The organism is Pseudobacteroides sp. (genome assembly GCF_036567765.1).
Taxonomy (GTDB): Bacteria; Bacillota; Clostridia; order Acetivibrionales; family DSM-2933; genus Pseudobacteroides.
Window position 1 is genome coordinate 151,860 of sequence record NZ_DATCTU010000004.1, and the last position, 17,152, is coordinate 169,011.

General features: G+C 38.3%; 13 protein-coding genes and 1 riboswitch. Of the genes, 1 reads left to right on the forward strand and 12 read right to left on the reverse strand.

All coding sequences use genetic code 11. The features are described 5' to 3' along the window. Positions 1-52: 52 nt before the first annotated feature. From VIO64_RS00720 to VIO64_RS00735, 4 genes are all read right to left on the reverse strand, one after another. Positions 53-859 carry a DUF624 domain-containing protein gene (locus VIO64_RS00720; RefSeq protein WP_331914224.1) on the reverse strand — a complete coding sequence of 269 codons (807 nt, stop codon included), beginning with the start codon at positions 857-859 and terminating at the stop codon, positions 53-55. A gap of 79 nt (positions 860-938) precedes the next feature. Continuing rightward, a complete protein-coding gene (locus VIO64_RS00725; RefSeq protein ID WP_331914226.1) occupies positions 939-1,661 on the reverse strand; it encodes a UPF0280 family protein in 723 nt (240 codons plus the stop codon). Between the two features lie 24 nt (positions 1,662-1,685). Next, entirely contained in the window at positions 1,686-2,093 is a 408-nt protein-coding gene (locus VIO64_RS00730) for an NIL domain-containing protein (RefSeq protein WP_331914228.1), read from the reverse strand. After that, a complete protein-coding gene (locus tag VIO64_RS00735) occupies positions 2,080-3,255 on the reverse strand; it encodes a homocysteine biosynthesis protein (RefSeq protein ID WP_331914230.1) in 1,176 nt (391 codons plus the stop codon). The genes VIO64_RS00730 and VIO64_RS00735 overlap by 14 nt, the downstream gene beginning before the upstream one ends. Before the next feature lie 340 nt (positions 3,256-3,595). On the opposite strand from VIO64_RS00735, the gene VIO64_RS00740 reads away from it, so the two are divergent. After that, on the forward strand, positions 3,596-5,410 hold the full coding sequence (locus tag VIO64_RS00740; protein WP_331914232.1) for a MutS-related protein: 1,815 nt from the start codon (positions 3,596-3,598) through the stop codon (positions 5,408-5,410). 141 nt (positions 5,411-5,551) lie between these two features. Then, positions 5,552-5,635: riboswitch (cyclic di-GMP riboswitch) on the forward strand. A gap of 143 nt (positions 5,636-5,778) precedes the next feature. Here VIO64_RS00740 and helD read toward each other — a convergent pair. The 8 genes from helD to iorA form a co-directional block, all read right to left on the reverse strand. Beyond that, positions 5,779-8,040 (reverse strand): RNA polymerase recycling motor HelD, encoded by a 2,262-nt coding sequence (gene helD / locus VIO64_RS00745; protein WP_331914234.1) that lies wholly within the window; start codon positions 8,038-8,040, stop codon positions 5,779-5,781. Positions 8,041-8,259: 219 nt separating this feature from the next. Continuing rightward, complete coding sequence (locus tag VIO64_RS00750) at positions 8,260-9,531, reverse strand: M14 family metallopeptidase (RefSeq protein WP_331914236.1); 1,272 nt, start codon at positions 9,529-9,531, stop codon at positions 8,260-8,262. A gap of 76 nt (positions 9,532-9,607) precedes the next feature. Continuing rightward, on the reverse strand, positions 9,608-12,112 hold the full coding sequence (locus tag VIO64_RS00755; protein ID WP_331914238.1) for a glycoside hydrolase family 9 protein: 2,505 nt from the start codon (positions 12,110-12,112) through the stop codon (positions 9,608-9,610). A 250-nt stretch (positions 12,113-12,362) separates the two neighbouring features. Further along, positions 12,363-12,743, reverse strand: coding sequence for a RidA family protein (locus VIO64_RS00760; protein ID WP_331914240.1), 381 nt, complete (start codon positions 12,741-12,743; stop codon positions 12,363-12,365). Positions 12,744-12,883: 140 nt separating this feature from the next. Continuing rightward, complete coding sequence (locus tag VIO64_RS00765) at positions 12,884-13,315, reverse strand: ACT domain-containing protein (RefSeq protein ID WP_331914242.1); 432 nt, start codon at positions 13,313-13,315, stop codon at positions 12,884-12,886. A gap of 77 nt (positions 13,316-13,392) precedes the next feature. Next, positions 13,393-14,694: a phenylacetate--CoA ligase gene (locus tag VIO64_RS00770; RefSeq protein WP_331914244.1), complete on the reverse strand. Its 1,302-nt coding sequence runs from the start codon at positions 14,692-14,694 to the stop codon at positions 13,393-13,395. A gap of 95 nt (positions 14,695-14,789) precedes the next feature. After that, a complete protein-coding gene (locus VIO64_RS00775; RefSeq protein WP_331914246.1) occupies positions 14,790-15,368 on the reverse strand; it encodes an indolepyruvate oxidoreductase subunit beta in 579 nt (192 codons plus the stop codon). After that, a complete protein-coding gene (gene iorA / locus VIO64_RS00780) occupies positions 15,361-17,106 on the reverse strand; it encodes an indolepyruvate ferredoxin oxidoreductase subunit alpha (protein WP_331914248.1) in 1,746 nt (581 codons plus the stop codon). The genes VIO64_RS00775 and iorA overlap by 8 nt, the downstream gene beginning before the upstream one ends. Between the last annotated feature and the right edge of the window lie 46 nt (positions 17,107-17,152).

Sequence of the window (17,152 nt, forward strand, 5' to 3'; positions counted from 1 at the left end):
ATAGGAATTCAACAATATTCCTTAATATAGATTTGCAATTTATATCTTGCTATTATTTATTTTGATTGTCTATCATATGTCTTTTAATAACCCTGTTCGAGTAAAAGTTAACAATAAGACCCATAACGCTTAAAGTGAAGGTAGGGAGCAAAATAAGTGCCAGAACAATATGAGTCATTAGAAGGGTTGAGAGCAATATGCATATCAACATTATACCGATGTTTGGCACGAACATGCCAATAGCAAATAAAAATGAATTTTTATATATGTCCTTAATTTTTAGTTCAAAGGTTATCATAATCTGATAAGTATAAATCTGCATCATCATAAATATAATCAGGAAAAGCCCTTGAATACCGACCGCAATACTTAGGAATATTGATTTTTCACTCTGGCCAAGGTACCATGAAAAGCTGGCGGAAAATGCAGCAAAAATGCCAAGATTTATAGCAGTCAGTATCAACGATTGTTTCAAATTTTTCTTTGCGGTCCTTAAATAGTCATGCCATACAAATGCATGCTCTTCCCTTGAAAAATTCCTCAGAACGTATGTAAACCCACTCTGAAAAGGTCCCACTGCTACTATGTTAAAAACACACATAAAAGCTGCAAAACCAAGCCATATACTTACCGGATATTTTTTACTCTCAAACATTGATCCGAAAAAATTACCTGATATCATAAGTGCTATTAAAATAGCAGGAAAGCTGCAAATGAAATGAATCAGATTTAGCTGCAGCAGCTTGTAAAACTTTCTTGTATAAACCCCAAAGAAAACTCTTAACGGATGCTTTGGTGGTGCATCCTTTTCCACTCCGGGGCCTTCCTTGTCGTATCTAAACCTATCAAAAAATCCCATATTTTACTCCTCTATAAATTATTTTTTGTATTATTATTTGTATTATTATTTCTATTATTGTCTATATTACTTTTGGATCTTACCACCGAGAAAGCTTAATATCTCCCCATATTCCCATTTTATCGCCTACAATTATTATTACTCCGTCAATTCCTTCAATAGATGAGGCAAATCCAATGCCTTTTTCAATATCACCTGCATCCTTTACCAGGTTTCCGGTGGCTGTAGCAACCGCATCGGCAAGGAATGTGTCCTTTGAAACAATTACAGCAGCATCGGCTCGTCCAAAGCTTAAGGAATGACCAACCGTACCCGATGAAGTACATACTCCAAGAGGGGTCTTCTCCGGCCTTATTTCCATGGCTATTTTCCAGCTTAGTGGAGATTTGCCTGCATATATGCCAATTTTTCTTATGGAGTCGGATTTAATGAATAAATCTCCCCCATTTTCTATGATAACCTCTTTTGAGTCCTCAAGAAGCTTTAGACCCACCAATTCACTGAATGCCCCTGCTACCGCAGCCATTGGCCCAACACCTGCTTTTTTAGCTGCCTCACACATTCTTTTAACTATATATGGGCAGGGGCTCATAGGAATTATCGGCTCCAGACTCGTTAAGAACAGAGGTTGGAATCTAATATATTCTTCCAGTTGTTTTCTATACTCTACTATCCATTTATACGCTATAGCACCCAGATTCTTGTCTGCTCCAATTTTAAGGTCGGTTTCCATAACTGCCGCATCAAAAAATATCAAGTTGCTTCCCGAAAAACTTTCTCTATAGTTCCTCTTCTCATACATAATAAAGCACCAACCGCATCCTGTCTAGATTGATACACACATTACATTTAGTGGACATGACTTCACACAAAGCTCGCAAATCAGGCACTTTTCCCTATCAAAAGTAAGACTCCAGTCAGACTTGTCCATTGAAAGTGCGTTTGACGGACAAACCGCTGTGCAGGCACCGCAGTGTATGCAATCATCTTCCTGCCATATTATTGTTTTGGTAAAGAGCTTGTACTTTATACCTTGCTCTTCTACAAATTTCAGTCCATTTTCAATATCCTGTTCTTCACCTTCTATATCCAGCACCAGCTTACCCATTTTATTTAAACTTATATCCGCATGCAGTATATTTATTACCAGATTAAAATCCCTCACCAGGTGGTATGTTATCGGTTTACTTACATCTCCTGCAGGGTATATTAACGATACCTTAATCTTTTTCATTTGACTCCCCCCTGACATCTAAAGAACTCATCCTGTTTTCCCTTGGAATATTTGAAACAGGCTGTGTAAGCAAAAACTCACCTGTCCTGATCTGCTGCTTTAGAAGCTCGGCGATTTCACGTGCCTTTTTGAGACTGGACATAGGTGCTGTAGAAATAATTTTTCCGTTGATTTCTACGCTTCCGCTCCTAAGCTCCGCATAGCTTACTTTCTTTATAACAGGCCTTGATCTTTTCTGCACGCTGTAGTCATATATGTTTGTAAATATTTCACTATCCCGTACAGTAGTATATTTTAAAATTTCTTCATCTAGAACAGGAATCGGTATCCCTATTCCGACAAACATGCTGATACCGTATTTCTCATAAACGGCAGCCCGGATAAACCTTCTGTCCATTTTCTTGATATCCCCTATTAGTGCCAGTGTTCCTGATGATCCTACGGGAACACCATTTTCTCCCCTGTTTTGCTCAGGGTTGTGCTGAGTGCCTTCCCACGCTACATACCCTTGTGCTCCCCCTATAAACACCCTGGTACCGATACCTATTGTCCTGTAGTTGGGATCATTCAAAAGCGGGCTTAACTGCCCCGAAGTGCTGTATGTAATATTACCCATTTGCGGAAGTAAAGTCCCCATGTATGTGTACAATATTTTTTCTGAAGAATTTGTAGCTGCATTATAGTTCTGGTAAGCGTTACGCGGATTGAACATAAACGCCTGGTTGATATTGTTTTTATTAATATATGTGGTTATTTCCTTCAGGGGATAACAGTCTGTACCGTAGCTTTCAGCATAGAGCTTTATATCCTTTCCTGAAATCAAGTCCTCAATGACATGGGCTCCCCCATACTCCATTCCTTTTGTTTCGGATAATTCCGTAGCACCTATGTATGCATCTACTGCTGCAATCCCTGCATAGGCAGGTACATCGTTGAGCCACACCTTCCCCATTCTAATAGGCGGATCCGAGTGTCCGAAGTTGATGAACATACCACTTGAGCACATAGGCCCAAATGTAGCTGTCGTAACCACATCAATTTCTTTTGCGGCTTGCTTAAGCCCTTTCTCCTCTACAATGTCAATAATTTCGTCTGCTGTTACTACTACTGCTTTCCCTGCTCTAATTTTTTCATTAATCTCATCAAAACTTTTATACCCCATATTATATTCCTCTTTTTTATTTGTCTTTTAATAACACTTTTCATATAAGGTCGTTATCTTTATATATATTATAGGCATCTTGTATTAATATTTCAAATTTTTTTTAGATTTACATTTCAAAGTAAAGACATATTAGGGTAAATTGTTGACTCCATGTGTATTTTGGAGTAAAATTGGTATGTTAAAGGTATTTTTTCACAAACAATCGCTTCAGTAATTTCAATCAATATACAGCTTAATACACATAGATAGAATGAATAATTAAAAGCTATATTTAACCGTATAAAAGTGCTGCTAGGCCTTGCATTGAGTTTTATTTTTTAACAAGGGAGCTATATGAATGGATATACAATCTATACAGGAACAAATTAGCCTTATTTGGCCGGATGAGGATAAAATCCAAAACCATTACTTGCCTGATAATTATGGCATGATTGAAGATATTGCTTTGGAAGAGTTGGCAAAAGCCCTAAATTTTAACAACAGATCCAAATTAAATGCTCCAGCCCTTATGTCTATGTTTACAGACGACTCTGAAATAATAAATTACCGACTTGAAATAATAGAAGATTTTGTCAACAACCCTGATCTCGTTAACGGCCTTGAAGGTATGCTGCCAATGCTGGCAGAACTTACCGATATAACGATCAACAAGGGTATTGAGGAGTCTCAACTTCTAAAAGCAGTTAAACGTTTGGGAGAGTTGGATCTCTATGTGAAGTGTGTACAACAATTATACTCACTATTGGCAAACAGCAAAAAGAAAAATAAATCAAGAGGTCTTACAAGGCTTCAGAACAAACTTAAAAACACTATGGACTCAACCATATTCAGATCGCTTTCTGAAAGGCTTCCAAAACTTCGTACCAACTTCGAAGGCCTTTCAAGCGTAACTGTCGGCATAAACCTTGATGCTCAGCTAAGACCTGTTGAAGCAACTCTGCTTTCAATTAACAAGCAAAAGTTTAAAGGAGAACCCTTTTTAGAAAAAATATTTAATAAGAAAAAGCATAAGGATGATTTTGTAGGTATTTCTGAACTTCACAGCCTTGATGATGCTACGGTTCATTGGGATCCCAACAATAGTTCTGCCTCAGCATTAAAGCTCCTCTCCCATAAAAATTCATACTTTAAGGGTAAGGACACAATAAACAGCATGGCACTTACGCAAACTCTCTTTAATGACCTTAAGCCTATTCTCGAAAACATTATTAAGCCCATATCTTCTGAAATTGCTTACTTTACAAAAATCAATTCCGGTTTTCTGGCAAAATTGGAACCTGAACTGAAATTTTTTATAGGATCTGCAAGATTTATAGGAAGGATACAGGCCCTTGGGCTTCACATGTGCAAGCCGGAAATTGTTTCAAAGGAACAGCGTGTTTTCAATGTAGAAGGAATATACAATATAAATCTGGCCTTGTTCATGCATTATAAGCAGCCCTCAGTATTTCTGACCAGCATGATAGTCACAAATGACGTAAACTTTGATAACAGCGGGCGTATTTTCATTCTTACAGGACCCAACAGGGGTGGAAAAACCACATACACACAGGCTATCGGTCTTACACAAATCATGGCACAGATAGGCCTCTATGTTCCTGCTGCCAAGGCTAAAATTAGTCCGGTTGACATGATCTACACCCATTTCCCAACAGAGGAAAAACCCGATTCAAACTTGGGAAGGCTTGGCGAAGAATCCAAACGATTAGAGGAAATATTTAAAAAGGCGACTCGTTATAGTCTTGTTTTGTTAAACGAATCTCTATCAAGCACCAGTGCAGGCGAAAGCTTATACATTGCAAAGGATATCGTATGTGCATTAAAGCTTCTAGGTGTGCGGGCAGTATTTGCAACCCACTTGCACGACCTTGCCTTGGATCTTGACTTTTTTAATAAAAACAAGCTCGGAGACAGCAGGGTTATAAGCTTAGTATCCGGTGTATACAATGTAGAGGATGCCATAAAGAACAATAACGAAATCGCCATACGGACATATAAAATAATTCCAGGTCCTCCTCTCGGCAACAGCTATGCCAGGGATATTGCCTCAAGATTCGGAATCAGCCTTGACAATCTTGTGAAGACATTGAAGGAGCGGGATGTGATTGACAAGAATCTGGATATAAAAGACTTCAACAAAAAGAACAAGTAATTTTGGGTTAATCATAATTAACATAAAAACTATGCTTTATTTTATATAAAGTACTTACTTTTTACATTGGGATGTGATATAATAATATTGAGGTTAAATAATTCCCCTACTAACAGGTATAAGGAGATATAAGTAGAACCTTATGAAACAGGGCAAAGTCTTTGAAAGAAGATGACGCAAAGCCGTGGGTCTAAAGTTTGATACTATGATTGCCAGGCCGCCATTAAAAGCTTCTGTTTATAGCTCTTTAAGATAAATTAAAGGAAATTAGGTAATATGATATTTCCTTATACCTCTTTTTTTTAGTAGATAGCACAGATATTATTAAAGCACATTTCGATGTGCTTTTTTTGATGTGTATGTTATGTTTAAGAAATTATATTGTAATATTCCTCCCCTATGTTTTTTATAAAATGAGACATTGTGTCAGAGTAGTATAAATACAGCTCGTGTAAAGCTCTTGTACATACAGTATATAGAAGCCTTCTATCCTCTTCTTGAGAATAAACCGTATCCTCAATTGAATTAACTAAAACAGCATCAAATTCAAGGCCTTTAGCCAGGTAGGACGGGATTATCACTACACCCCCGCGATAAACCTCATTTTGATTGGAAATAAGACTTATACCCACATATGATTTTATTGATTTATATAACATTTCGCATTGGCCTGCTGTCTTGCATATAACTGCTATGAGCTTACAGCCCTTGTCCTTTAGTTCAGTAACATCATCAGATATTCTTTTAAATATATTACTTTTATCAGCTTTTATGATTTTTGGTTTACTTCCATGTCGATTTAGCTGTTCCAAGTTGCTTTGTGACATAAGGATTTCCTTGCAAAAATCCGCTATCTCTTTGCTTGAACGATAGCTTTTTGTTAATTTAATACTTTTAGTATCCTTCATATTGAATGTATCTGAGATAGTTTCAAAACTTCCAATATTCATGTACCCATTAACAGACTGGTTCAAGTCGCCTAAAATAGTAATGTTGGAATGATCAAAAGCTTTCTTTATAATCTCATAATGAAGGGCTGTATAATCTTGAGCCTCGTCAATAATTACATGCTTTAAGGATTTTGTATTATCTACGGTATCAAGTACCGTTTTTAGCAATATAATTGGTGCCAGATCCTCATAATGGATGATATCCCGCCCTAATTGTCGAATGGTATAATTAGCCAGACTACTGAGTTCCTCACTTTCCTGTTTATCAGAAGGCTCGGCAAATGACTCCATATTCCTGAATAATTCAGTGTATAGCATGTAAATATCAAAAGATGTCATTTTAATTATTTCATTTTTAACTGCTTCAAATTCCTCCCTTGCTTTTTGTTTTGCCACTTTTTTCTTTTCTTCACTAATTGTATTGTCTTCCAACATTTCTTTCTCCAATAATTCCCTGACCCTCTTTTCCTCGTATTGCTCCAGAAGATAAAAAAGCCTTTGACGAAGTTTTTCCAGCCGCTGTGCATAGGAAAAAAGACTATAATCATTTTTAAAGGTGCTAAATATCTCTTCAGCAGAAATAATAAGGGTACCATTGTAAATTAAATCTTTAAATTCAGTATACAAACCGCTTTCAACATGTTGTATATATTTTTTCAATATGTTTAGAAACTTTAATGAGGCTTTGAATCTAATGCAACGTAATCTTGTTTTATCATGATTGCCTGACAGTATATATTCCATTTGTTGATTCATAGATTCAATTCGAAACTTGGACTCAAACATATTTGCAAAAAAGTCCATAAATGTGCTTCTTCTTATATTCTCTTCACCTAATTCAGGTAAAACATTGGAAATATAATCCTCAAAGACATGGTTCGGAGAAAAAACAAGAATATTTTCCGATTTTATACTCTCCCGGTATTTATACAAAAGATATGCAGCTCTGTGAAGTGCAATAGATGTCTTACCACTGCCGGCAGGACCTTCTACTATAAGTATTCTGTTTTGACTATTCCTTATAACAGAATTTTGTTCTCTTTGTATACTGGTCACGATAGTTTTCATTCTATTATCCGTGCTTTTTCCTAAAATTTCTTTCAGCATTTCATCGTTAATACTTAGACTGCTGTCAAACATATAAACTATGTTGGAATTTTGGATTTTGTATTGTCTTTTAAGCATCATTTCCCCGTTTATAGAACCTGCTGGACACTCATAGCTGCATAAACCAATTTCATAATCATAGAGCATGCTGGAAATTGGTGCTCTCCAGTCATAAACAAGAATGTCCATGTTATTGTTTGTGCTTAATGTGTATATACCAATGTAAATTTGTTCTACTTTTTCTTCGCCATCTTCAATATAGTCTATTCTTCCAAAGTATGGGCCTTGATACATCTTTTCAAGACGGTTTACCTTCTCATTTGAAAACTTGTATTTTCGTGCTTGATTAGACAACTCCACCTGATATTGCCACATCTGAGCAGCACCCTCCAGATCAGATAAACCGGTAGGTGCACATCTAACATCTTCCCACATACTCTTCTGCAGCTCGATGGCTTCTTTTTTGTAGCTGCTTGCAGCATTAATCCCATTATCAAATTGTTTCCTTATTTCGTCGATAACTCTGTCCAGGTAGGCCTTTTCATAATCCCAAGTCTTTTTGTCAGTAATCATCATATTCCTCCTGTTCCTATAATACATACAATCTATGATACACAGAATCAATGCTTAATATAAGTCTATTTTTAAAAAACAATACATGATATAATTATATTAGAGGGGTATAGAATACTCCATATTTTCACACATGAACAATGGCTTTTGGGTTTTGGTATCTATAAAAAAGGCCGCAGCAAACAACTTTAATAGTTTTGCCGCAGCCTTTTTATTTAGCTATACCAATGCTCCCAATATAAGTATTTCCTCATTCTGACGATAAATTGTCGGGAATTGTGTAACGGGAATCGGATTAACGCCCCGTCCAACCTCAATTGTAAATCCCGGTCGTCTAAAATCCTGAACAAACCAATCCTTATAGCCTGCATATGATGCTTCTGCCGGATTATTTGATATTGCATACCCGCTTACTCTTGCAAATAGCTGTGCAATAGTTTGTGTTTCAGGCGGCTCAAGGTTTTGGAAGCCGTAATATATTACCTCACCTTGAGTATGGTAAGCTATAACCAACCTGAAATTCCGGTTTCTAGTAAAGTTTACCATGGCATTAGATTCGGGCTCTGATAATGGTGCAGGCCCTCCATAATCTCTTGGTGCCGGTCCCGTTATTCCTGCTTCAATCTCAAGCTCTTTCTCCTTTTCCCATTCTGCAGGGTAATTGAGGTTTATGTCAACACCTCTAATATTTGCCTTCCATACACTTGGAAGGGGTCGTCCTGTTGTATTTATTCTTGCTGCCTCCACATAAGCAGGGTTGGTATAATTAGGCCAGTAATTTACCAGATCAACCCCATCAGGATTAACCATTGGCACAATATAGATACTCGTCTGCCTCCATATGTCGGGAACGTTATATCCTCCTAAAAATCCACCTACAGAGTAAGCCCTTGAGAAGTTTTCAACAAACTTCATCAGTAAAGGCGTTGTTATCCATTCATTTGCATGGTGTGAAGCATTGTAGGACACCTGCTTTGTACCTCGTCCAAGTCTAATGTAGTATAAATTTTTACCCAAAACACTTTTTCCGGCAACACCAATTTCTATAAAGGGATACCTCACCCTGAGCCCTCTTATCTGTCTCTCAAGAATCTCATATGTGTAGTCAATATCTGTAAAAACAACATCAATACCATAAGGCACAATTATTTGCTGACCAATCCTTAATGCACTTGGATTTATTCCGGGATTGGCAGTCAATATAGCGTTTAAGGTAGTGTAATACCTCCTTGCAATATTGTATAGAGAATCACCGGGCCTAACAACATAAGTGTCATAGCCCAGTAACAACCTATCAAAAACAGCCCATGTTGCAGGCCCGACAATTCCATCCGAGGTAAGCCCATTATTCCTTTGAAAGCTAGCCACTGCTTGCCTTGTATTATTTCCAAAAACCCCGTCAACCGCTTCAATATTATAACCAATCTGTCTTAAAAGGCTTTGAATCAGTTTCACATTTGGCCCTGTTGAGCCCAGTCTCAATATTTCCATTTTCATAACCACATTATTCTATTCCTAGTAATATACTATTACATAGGTCTAAAAAACGTGGCTGTCTATATCTGCATCATCCCTGAGGAAGAGGAACATAAATAGGTGCATAATCTTCTGATGTCATTCCGAAACGTATGGCAAGCTTCATAACATCAGCCATATTGAGTGCACCATCTTTAGTAAGATCAAACTTAGAATCATAACCCGCTTGGCCAGTCGTAGTATTAAAGTATCTTGCCAATAGTATTATATCTCCCATATTTATAGCTCCATCATCATTGAAGTCTCCCTCTACTAAGCCTATAGGGTTGCTTTTACTTGATATAGAAATACTGTAGTAGTTTATTGGAATTTTGGTAGTAACCCTTCTGGCTAAAAATCCAGGTTTGGAAATCTTAACCGTATATCCGGATGAATTAGGGGTAACGTCATTAATAATAAAGTATCCGTTTGAATCGGATGTTGAATAGTATTGTGTTCCTTCAAGTTCAACCTTGAAACCTGATCCGTCTACATATCCGCTAATGGGTCTGCTTGATACTACAGGAGTTCCGGAGGGAACAGGTGTATTTGTAGGTGATACTGTTGGCGACACTGTTGGTTTAACCGATGACGTTGGGCTTGGCACTCCAGAACCGTTTGGTTCGGTACCGAAAACCTTCACGCCGTTGTCATAAACTGTAATATACTTATTCAATTTAGGTGTTTCTCCTTGTGGTGCAACACCTTGGAAGGAGAAATCGTTTGTATTATCCCAGAACTTGGTATCCTTTGGTCCGGCAATCCTTACCTGAACCTCCTTTTTGTAATTTGACTGTCCTCCAGGATAAATCTTGGTTCCTGTAAAGTCAACCTCAACATAATATATATTCTTTGCTGCATCATAAGGCTTTAGGCTTGATGCCTTTCCTCCGTCATTATAATTTGTTGAAACAACCATGTCCTCTGCCTTAAACCCTGCATTAACCGCTTCAGTTATGTCTATATAGTACCTGTAGGATAATTTGTCTGACACTTTAGCAGGCCATCCAGACCTGTTATTGGTCAATGACTTTATTTCTATGTAGTTATCGCCTTTACCGTTGATTGATGTTTCAACAAAGAATTCATCATTGGTTGGCTTTTCTATTGCGTTGAAGTTTGGTATTGGAGTTCCGCCATACTTGCCTACCATATATGATAATAGGGCAACAAAGCCTGCATTATAATCGCATGCAACCTCGTTGGATGTAAAATCCTTTATTTCATCAGTGTAACCATCAGATGCATTTGGTCCTCCTACAAGTGCACCGTACAAAACATGCCTATGATAATCTGGAACAGTGTCCTGATCGGACCATGAGCCGTGTGCTGTTCTGTGGTGAGGATGCTGCGGAGGGTTGACCCCAAATCCCACTACAAAGCTTCTTCCTGTGCTTCCTAACGCATAATCAATCTGGCTCTTTGCAAAGCTTTTATATGTTGCAGCTTTTGTAGCATTGGCTCCTGACCACTCAGCATAAACACTTCCTAAAAAACCTTCGGTTGTTGCATACCTTAATGACCCCCATGTATCAAGCCATGCCAAACCTTTAGGGGTATAAGCAATTCTGTTTGAACCGGCTCCGGTTGTCCAATAGTCAAGATGCCTTTCAAAGCACTCCTTATAGAGCGGCTTGTTTGTAGCCCTTGCAAGAAGCAATAACGCACCCATAAGCTTGTCATCCCAGCAGTGTGCCCATTTGTACTTTATAGTAGTGCTTTGGTTTTCCCTTGCCCAATTTGGCTCATAGCTTTCAGCCTTTTTAAGGTATGTTTCGTCATTAGTGGCAAGGTATATCCACATGGAAGCCCATGTCAGCTCATCGTAAAATCCACTCCATGACTTGTAGAAATTTGCAGCTTCGGTATATCCTGCATCACTCTTTGTTGCATCGGCAAAAGTAAAAAGCTCCTTTGCGTGTTTTAGACACAAAGCCGAGTATTCCGGATCTGTAGCCTTAAATATGGCTGCCGCTGACGCAAGTGCTGCTGCTGCTTCCCCTGCAACAGCCGATCCCGGCTTTGCAGTATCTACCTTATAGGAAGGTCTCTTCATCTGCATGCACTCTGCCGGTCCCCACCAATTATGGTCAGGCCCTCCGTCACCTACCTGATAATAGTACACGTTGGGGCTTGGATGGCATTTTATCAAATAATCAGTTGCCCATTTGATGTTATCCAGTATGTAAGGAAGTTGTCCGCTCTTTTCATAGCTGCTGCGGTTTTCGTAAACACTCCATGCAAGCATGGTAGCTGTATACGCCATCGGAAGATTAAATTTGACGTGGTCTCCCGCATCATACCATCCGCCTGTCAAATCCAACCCGGAATCTGCACCGTCGGTCATTCCAGAGTCTCCACGCCAGTTGGTCCTCATATTGTCTGGAAGCTTACCCGAACGCTGGAACTCATAGAACATTATCCCCTTCTGAAGGGCCTCACCATAGTTGAAGTCTGCCGCACCCGAAACAGTCCGAGGCAAAACGGTAATTGATACGGTAAACGTGATCAAAAGAAAAAAAGCAATTTTTTTGTGTAACTTGCTCCACTTATACATACTTACCTCCTATAATTTTATATTTATATATGTTGCTGTGAGAAATTTGGTATAGAATATACCATAATTCCCTAGGCATTAAAATACTCCACAAATAATTGAATCTGTGAAGTATTTTAATATCAGCAAAAAATCATATATTAAAATTATAACAAATCGCCCTCAAAATCAGCAATTCATTCAATTGTCAAATAATTAACTATTTTGCTTATACTGATTTACTTTTATTAAAAGATTTATAACTTTTTATCTACACTAAGGCTATAACCTCAATTTCAATAAGAACATCTTTAGGAAGCCTTGCAACTTCTACCAGAGATCTTGCAGGATAGGGCTCTTTAAAATACTGCCCGTATATATTATTTATGGCAGTGAAATCATTCATGTTCTTTACAAAGACTGTTGATTTAATAACATTTTGAAAACTGCTTCCAGCATTAGTTAGAATTGCATTTATGTTTTCGAGAACCTGTTTTGTTTGTGCCTCGATACCACCCGGCACTATTTGACCTGTTACAGGCTCAATGGGAATCTGACCTGATGTGTAAATAAAATCCCCTACCTTAATTGCCTGTGAATATGGACCAATTGCTTCAGGAGCCTTTTTTGTTGTAAGTACTTCCTTTTTCATATTTAATCATCCTTTCAATCCTTGCTATATGATATGAATAAAACTTGAAATACTAATAAGGCTGCTGCAAAGTACATAAATGCAGCAGCCTTATTATAAACATTGATTGTGTTCGTGAAAAATTCAATATTTCTGTATAATTACAGATCATAGACATCCTTTGAAGAAATAACCTTTATATTATTGTTTTCCAAGGTTTGAATAGCCTTTTCAGAGTCTTCAACCCTTAAAATGACAAGAGCTTCATCTGTTGTCTTTCCAATGAAAGCATACATATACTCAATTCCAATAGACTGGCTCTCCAATACATCCAGTGCAGAAGCCAATCCTCCGGGTTTATCCTGTACAGCAATCGCTATAACACTTGTACTGCTGACTGTAAAACCGTTTTCCTTTAAAATTGCTTCTGCCTTTTCAGGCTGGTTAACTATAAGCCTCAATATCCCAAAATCCGTTGTATCGGCTATAGACAATGCACTTATGTCTATTCCCTCTTTACCAAGAGTTTTAGTTACTTCTGCAAGCCTTCCCGACTTGTTTTCCAGAAAAACAGATATTTGTTTTACCAGCATACCAAACCCTCCTATTTTTTATTTTTGTCTATCAAATACTATATGTTTTGCGATAATTATTATGCATTTTAATCGGATTACATTTTTCTCTTATCTATAACCCTTTTTGCTTTACCTTCGCTTCTTTCAATAGTTTTTGGTTCAACAAGCCTTATTTTCGCATTGATTCCAAGAGTGCTTTCAATACCTTTTCTAATTTTTCCTTCAATCTCTTCAATCTTCTTGACTTCATCGGAGAACAGTCCCGGAGTCATTTCTACCTGAACCTCAAGTAAGTCCAGGTTATCCATTCTGTCAACGATTAACAGGTAATGGGGTGCTGTTTCACCAATCTCCAACAGAACGCTTTCAATCTGGGATGGGAAAACGTTTACACCTCTAATAATAAGCATGTCGTCTGTTCTGCCTGTAACTTTATTCATTCTTGTCAAAGTCCTTCCGCAATCACAGGTATCAGTATTGAGGACTGTAAGGTCTCTTGTTCTATATCTAATGAGAGGAAGACCCTCTTTAGTGATGGTTGTAAATACTAGTTCACCCTTTTCCCCTGCAGGAAGAACCTCTTCTGTATCAGGGTTAATTATTTCGGGTATGAAATGGTCCTCCTGTATATGCATACCTACCTTGCAGTGGCATTCGCTTGCCACGCCAGGTCCGATTATCTCGCTAAGTCCGTATATGTCTATTGCTAAGATGCCAAGCCTGTCTTCAATTTCTTTTCTCATATTTTCAGACCAGGGCTCTGCACCGAATACCCCTGCCCGAAGCTTCAAATCACCTTTTTTAAAGCCTGCTTCTTCAAGGGCCTCTGCAAGATAAAGGGCATATGATGGAGTACAAGCAAGATGCGTTGTTCCAAAATCCTTCATTATCTGGAGCTGCCTTGAAGTATTTCCGCCTGATATAGGAATAACGGATGCTCCTACTCTCTCAGCACCATAGTGTGCACCAAGTCCGCCTGTAAACAGACCATAGCCGTAAGCTACCTGAATAAAGGATTCTCTGTTGGCACCTGCGGATGTAAGAGTCCTTGCCATTACTTCAGCCCAGGTATCTATGTCCTTTCTGGTATACCCTACAACAGTCTGCTTTCCGGTAGTACCTGAAGAGGCATGTATTCTTACAATCTCACTCATCGGTACTGCAAATAAGCCGTAAGGGTAATTGTCTCTCAAATCCTGTTTATAAGTAAACGGCAGCTTTTTTAGGTCGTCTACAGATTTGATATCTCCAGGCTCTATGCCCTGTTTCTGCATCTTTGATCTGTAAAAGGGTACGTTGTGATATATCTTTTTTATTATATCAACAAGTCTCTCACTCTGAACCTTCCTTAACTCTTCTCTTGGCATACACTCATAGGTGGAATTCCAGTATTGCATCCTCAAACCTCCTCAAAAGATTAGAAATATATGACTGTCAATATGGACCAATCAGTTTTATACATATGAAAGTTGATTAATCTTATTCTTATTAATTATACTGCAAGAGCATATCCAGCTTCAAATGCTTTGAAATTTATTTCCTGAAGTTTAGGCGGCACTGTCTCTCGAATGGACTCTAGCCATATTTCCTTGTCAATACCTGTTGCCTTTGCTAACAGACCTAACAGAACAACATTTACAGCCTTGATATTTCCACATTCTCTGGCCATAGGTAAAGCATCCACGGCTATAGTCTTATTTACAACCCCATTTATTTTTTCGACAATACTGTCAGGATATTTTTCCTTTCCTAATATTACAGGTATTGGATCAATCCTTTGTGTATTTACTATATAGCTTCCTCCGTTTTTAAGATATTCAACATATCTTAATGCTTCCAACTTCTCAAAGGCAAGTATTATATCAGCTTCCCCCTTTTCGATAATAGGAGAATAAACTTTTTTTGCAAACTTCACATAAGTTACAACGCTTCCACCCCTCTGAGCCATTCCATGAACCTCAGAAACCTTTACATCAAAGGACAACTTCATCGCAACATTTCCTAAAATCCTGCTGGCAAGTAATGTTCCCTGTCCGCCAACTCCAACTATCATTATATTAAGTTTATCCATTGTTTTCACCAGCCTTTTCTATTGCACCGAAGTTGCACAGTTTAGTACATAACTCACAGCCTATGCATAATGCATCGTTTATTTCAATATGGTCCCCAACATTAACCAAGGCAGGACAGCCTATAGTAAAGCACAGCTTACACTTTTTGCACTTTTCCATGTTTATCTTCTTAGGTCCGTCATATTTGACACCCTTTAACAGAGCACACGGTCTTTGAGCAATTATTACCGATGGCTCATCTGCGGATGTTTCTTCCTTTACCACTTTGTCAACCTCTTTTATGTTGAAGGGATCAACTACCCTTACTCTGTCAATTCCTACTGCATTTGCCAGTTTTACAAGGTCGACCTGTCTTGTAGGCTCGTTCTTAATTGTAAAACCTGTTGTAGGATTGTGCTGGTGTCCGGTCATACCAGTTATGGAGTTATCCAATATTATGACTGTGGAATTTCCTTTATTGTAAACAATATCGATAAGTCCTGTAATACCTGAATGCATAAATGTGGAATCACCTATAACTGCAACAGTCTTTTTGCCGAACTCCTTACCCCTTGCCTTTTCAAATCCATGGGCACCGCTTACACTAGAACCCATACACACACACATATCCATTGTTTCTGTCGGAGGAAGTGCCCCTAATGTATAACACCCTATATCACCGCTAACTGTAAGTTTTTGTTTTTTAAGGATGTAGTACATTCCTCTGTGGGGACATCCCGGACACATTACAGGAGGTCTGACAGGAACATTTTCTTCTATTTTTGCACCTTGATCATTTTTAATATCAAGGATTTTTTCCTTTATTATTTGTGCACTTAATTCTCCAATAACAGGCAGGCGTTCCTTGCCTATTACCTTAATGCCCATTTTTAAAATATGATCCTCAATAAAAGGCTCCAATTCTTCAATAACATAGAGGGTCTTGACTTCCTTGGCAAACTCACTGATAAGTTTTTCAGGAAGAGGATAAACCATCCCCAGCTTGAGGTAGGATACATTCCCGAAAGCTTCCCTTGCATATTGGTATGCAACACCGCTGGTTATAATTCCAACATCCTTGCTGCCCCATTCTATTTTATTTAAGAAAGACGTGTTTGAGTCTTCCCTTAAAAGCTTCATCCTCTTTTCTACCTCAACATGCCTTTTTCTAGCCATGGCAGGCATCATTACATACTTGGCAGGATTTTTAACATAATCCTTTAACTTATAGTCAACTTTTTCTGAAAGTTCAACAATACTTTGTGAATGAGCAATCCTTGTTGAAAGCCTCACTATAACGGGGCAGTCGTACTTTTCGCTGATTTGAAAGGCTTCCTTCACAAAATCCTTGCATTCCTGACTGTCTGACGGTTCAAGCATAGGAACCTTTGATGACCTGGCATAAAATCTACTATCCTGCTCATTCTGTGAGCTGTGCATACCCGGATCATCCGCTACCATAATCACAAGCCCACCGTTTACACCTGTGTAGGATGCTGTAAACAATGGATCTGCTGCAACATTAAGTCCGACATGCTTCATTGAACAAATAGCACGTGCACCTGCAACCGATGCACCTATGGCAACCTCTAATGAAACCTTTTCATTCGGCGACCACTCGGCATAAATCTCATCATATTTTGCAATATTTTCAGTAATTTCTGTACTGGGCGTTCCGGGATAAGCCGCAGCGACTGTTACTCCAGCCTCGTATGCTCCCCTTGCTACTGCCTCGTTACCAAGCATTAGTTTTTTCATTAAAATCCCCCATCTGATTAAAATCGTTTATAAAGATAATATTATT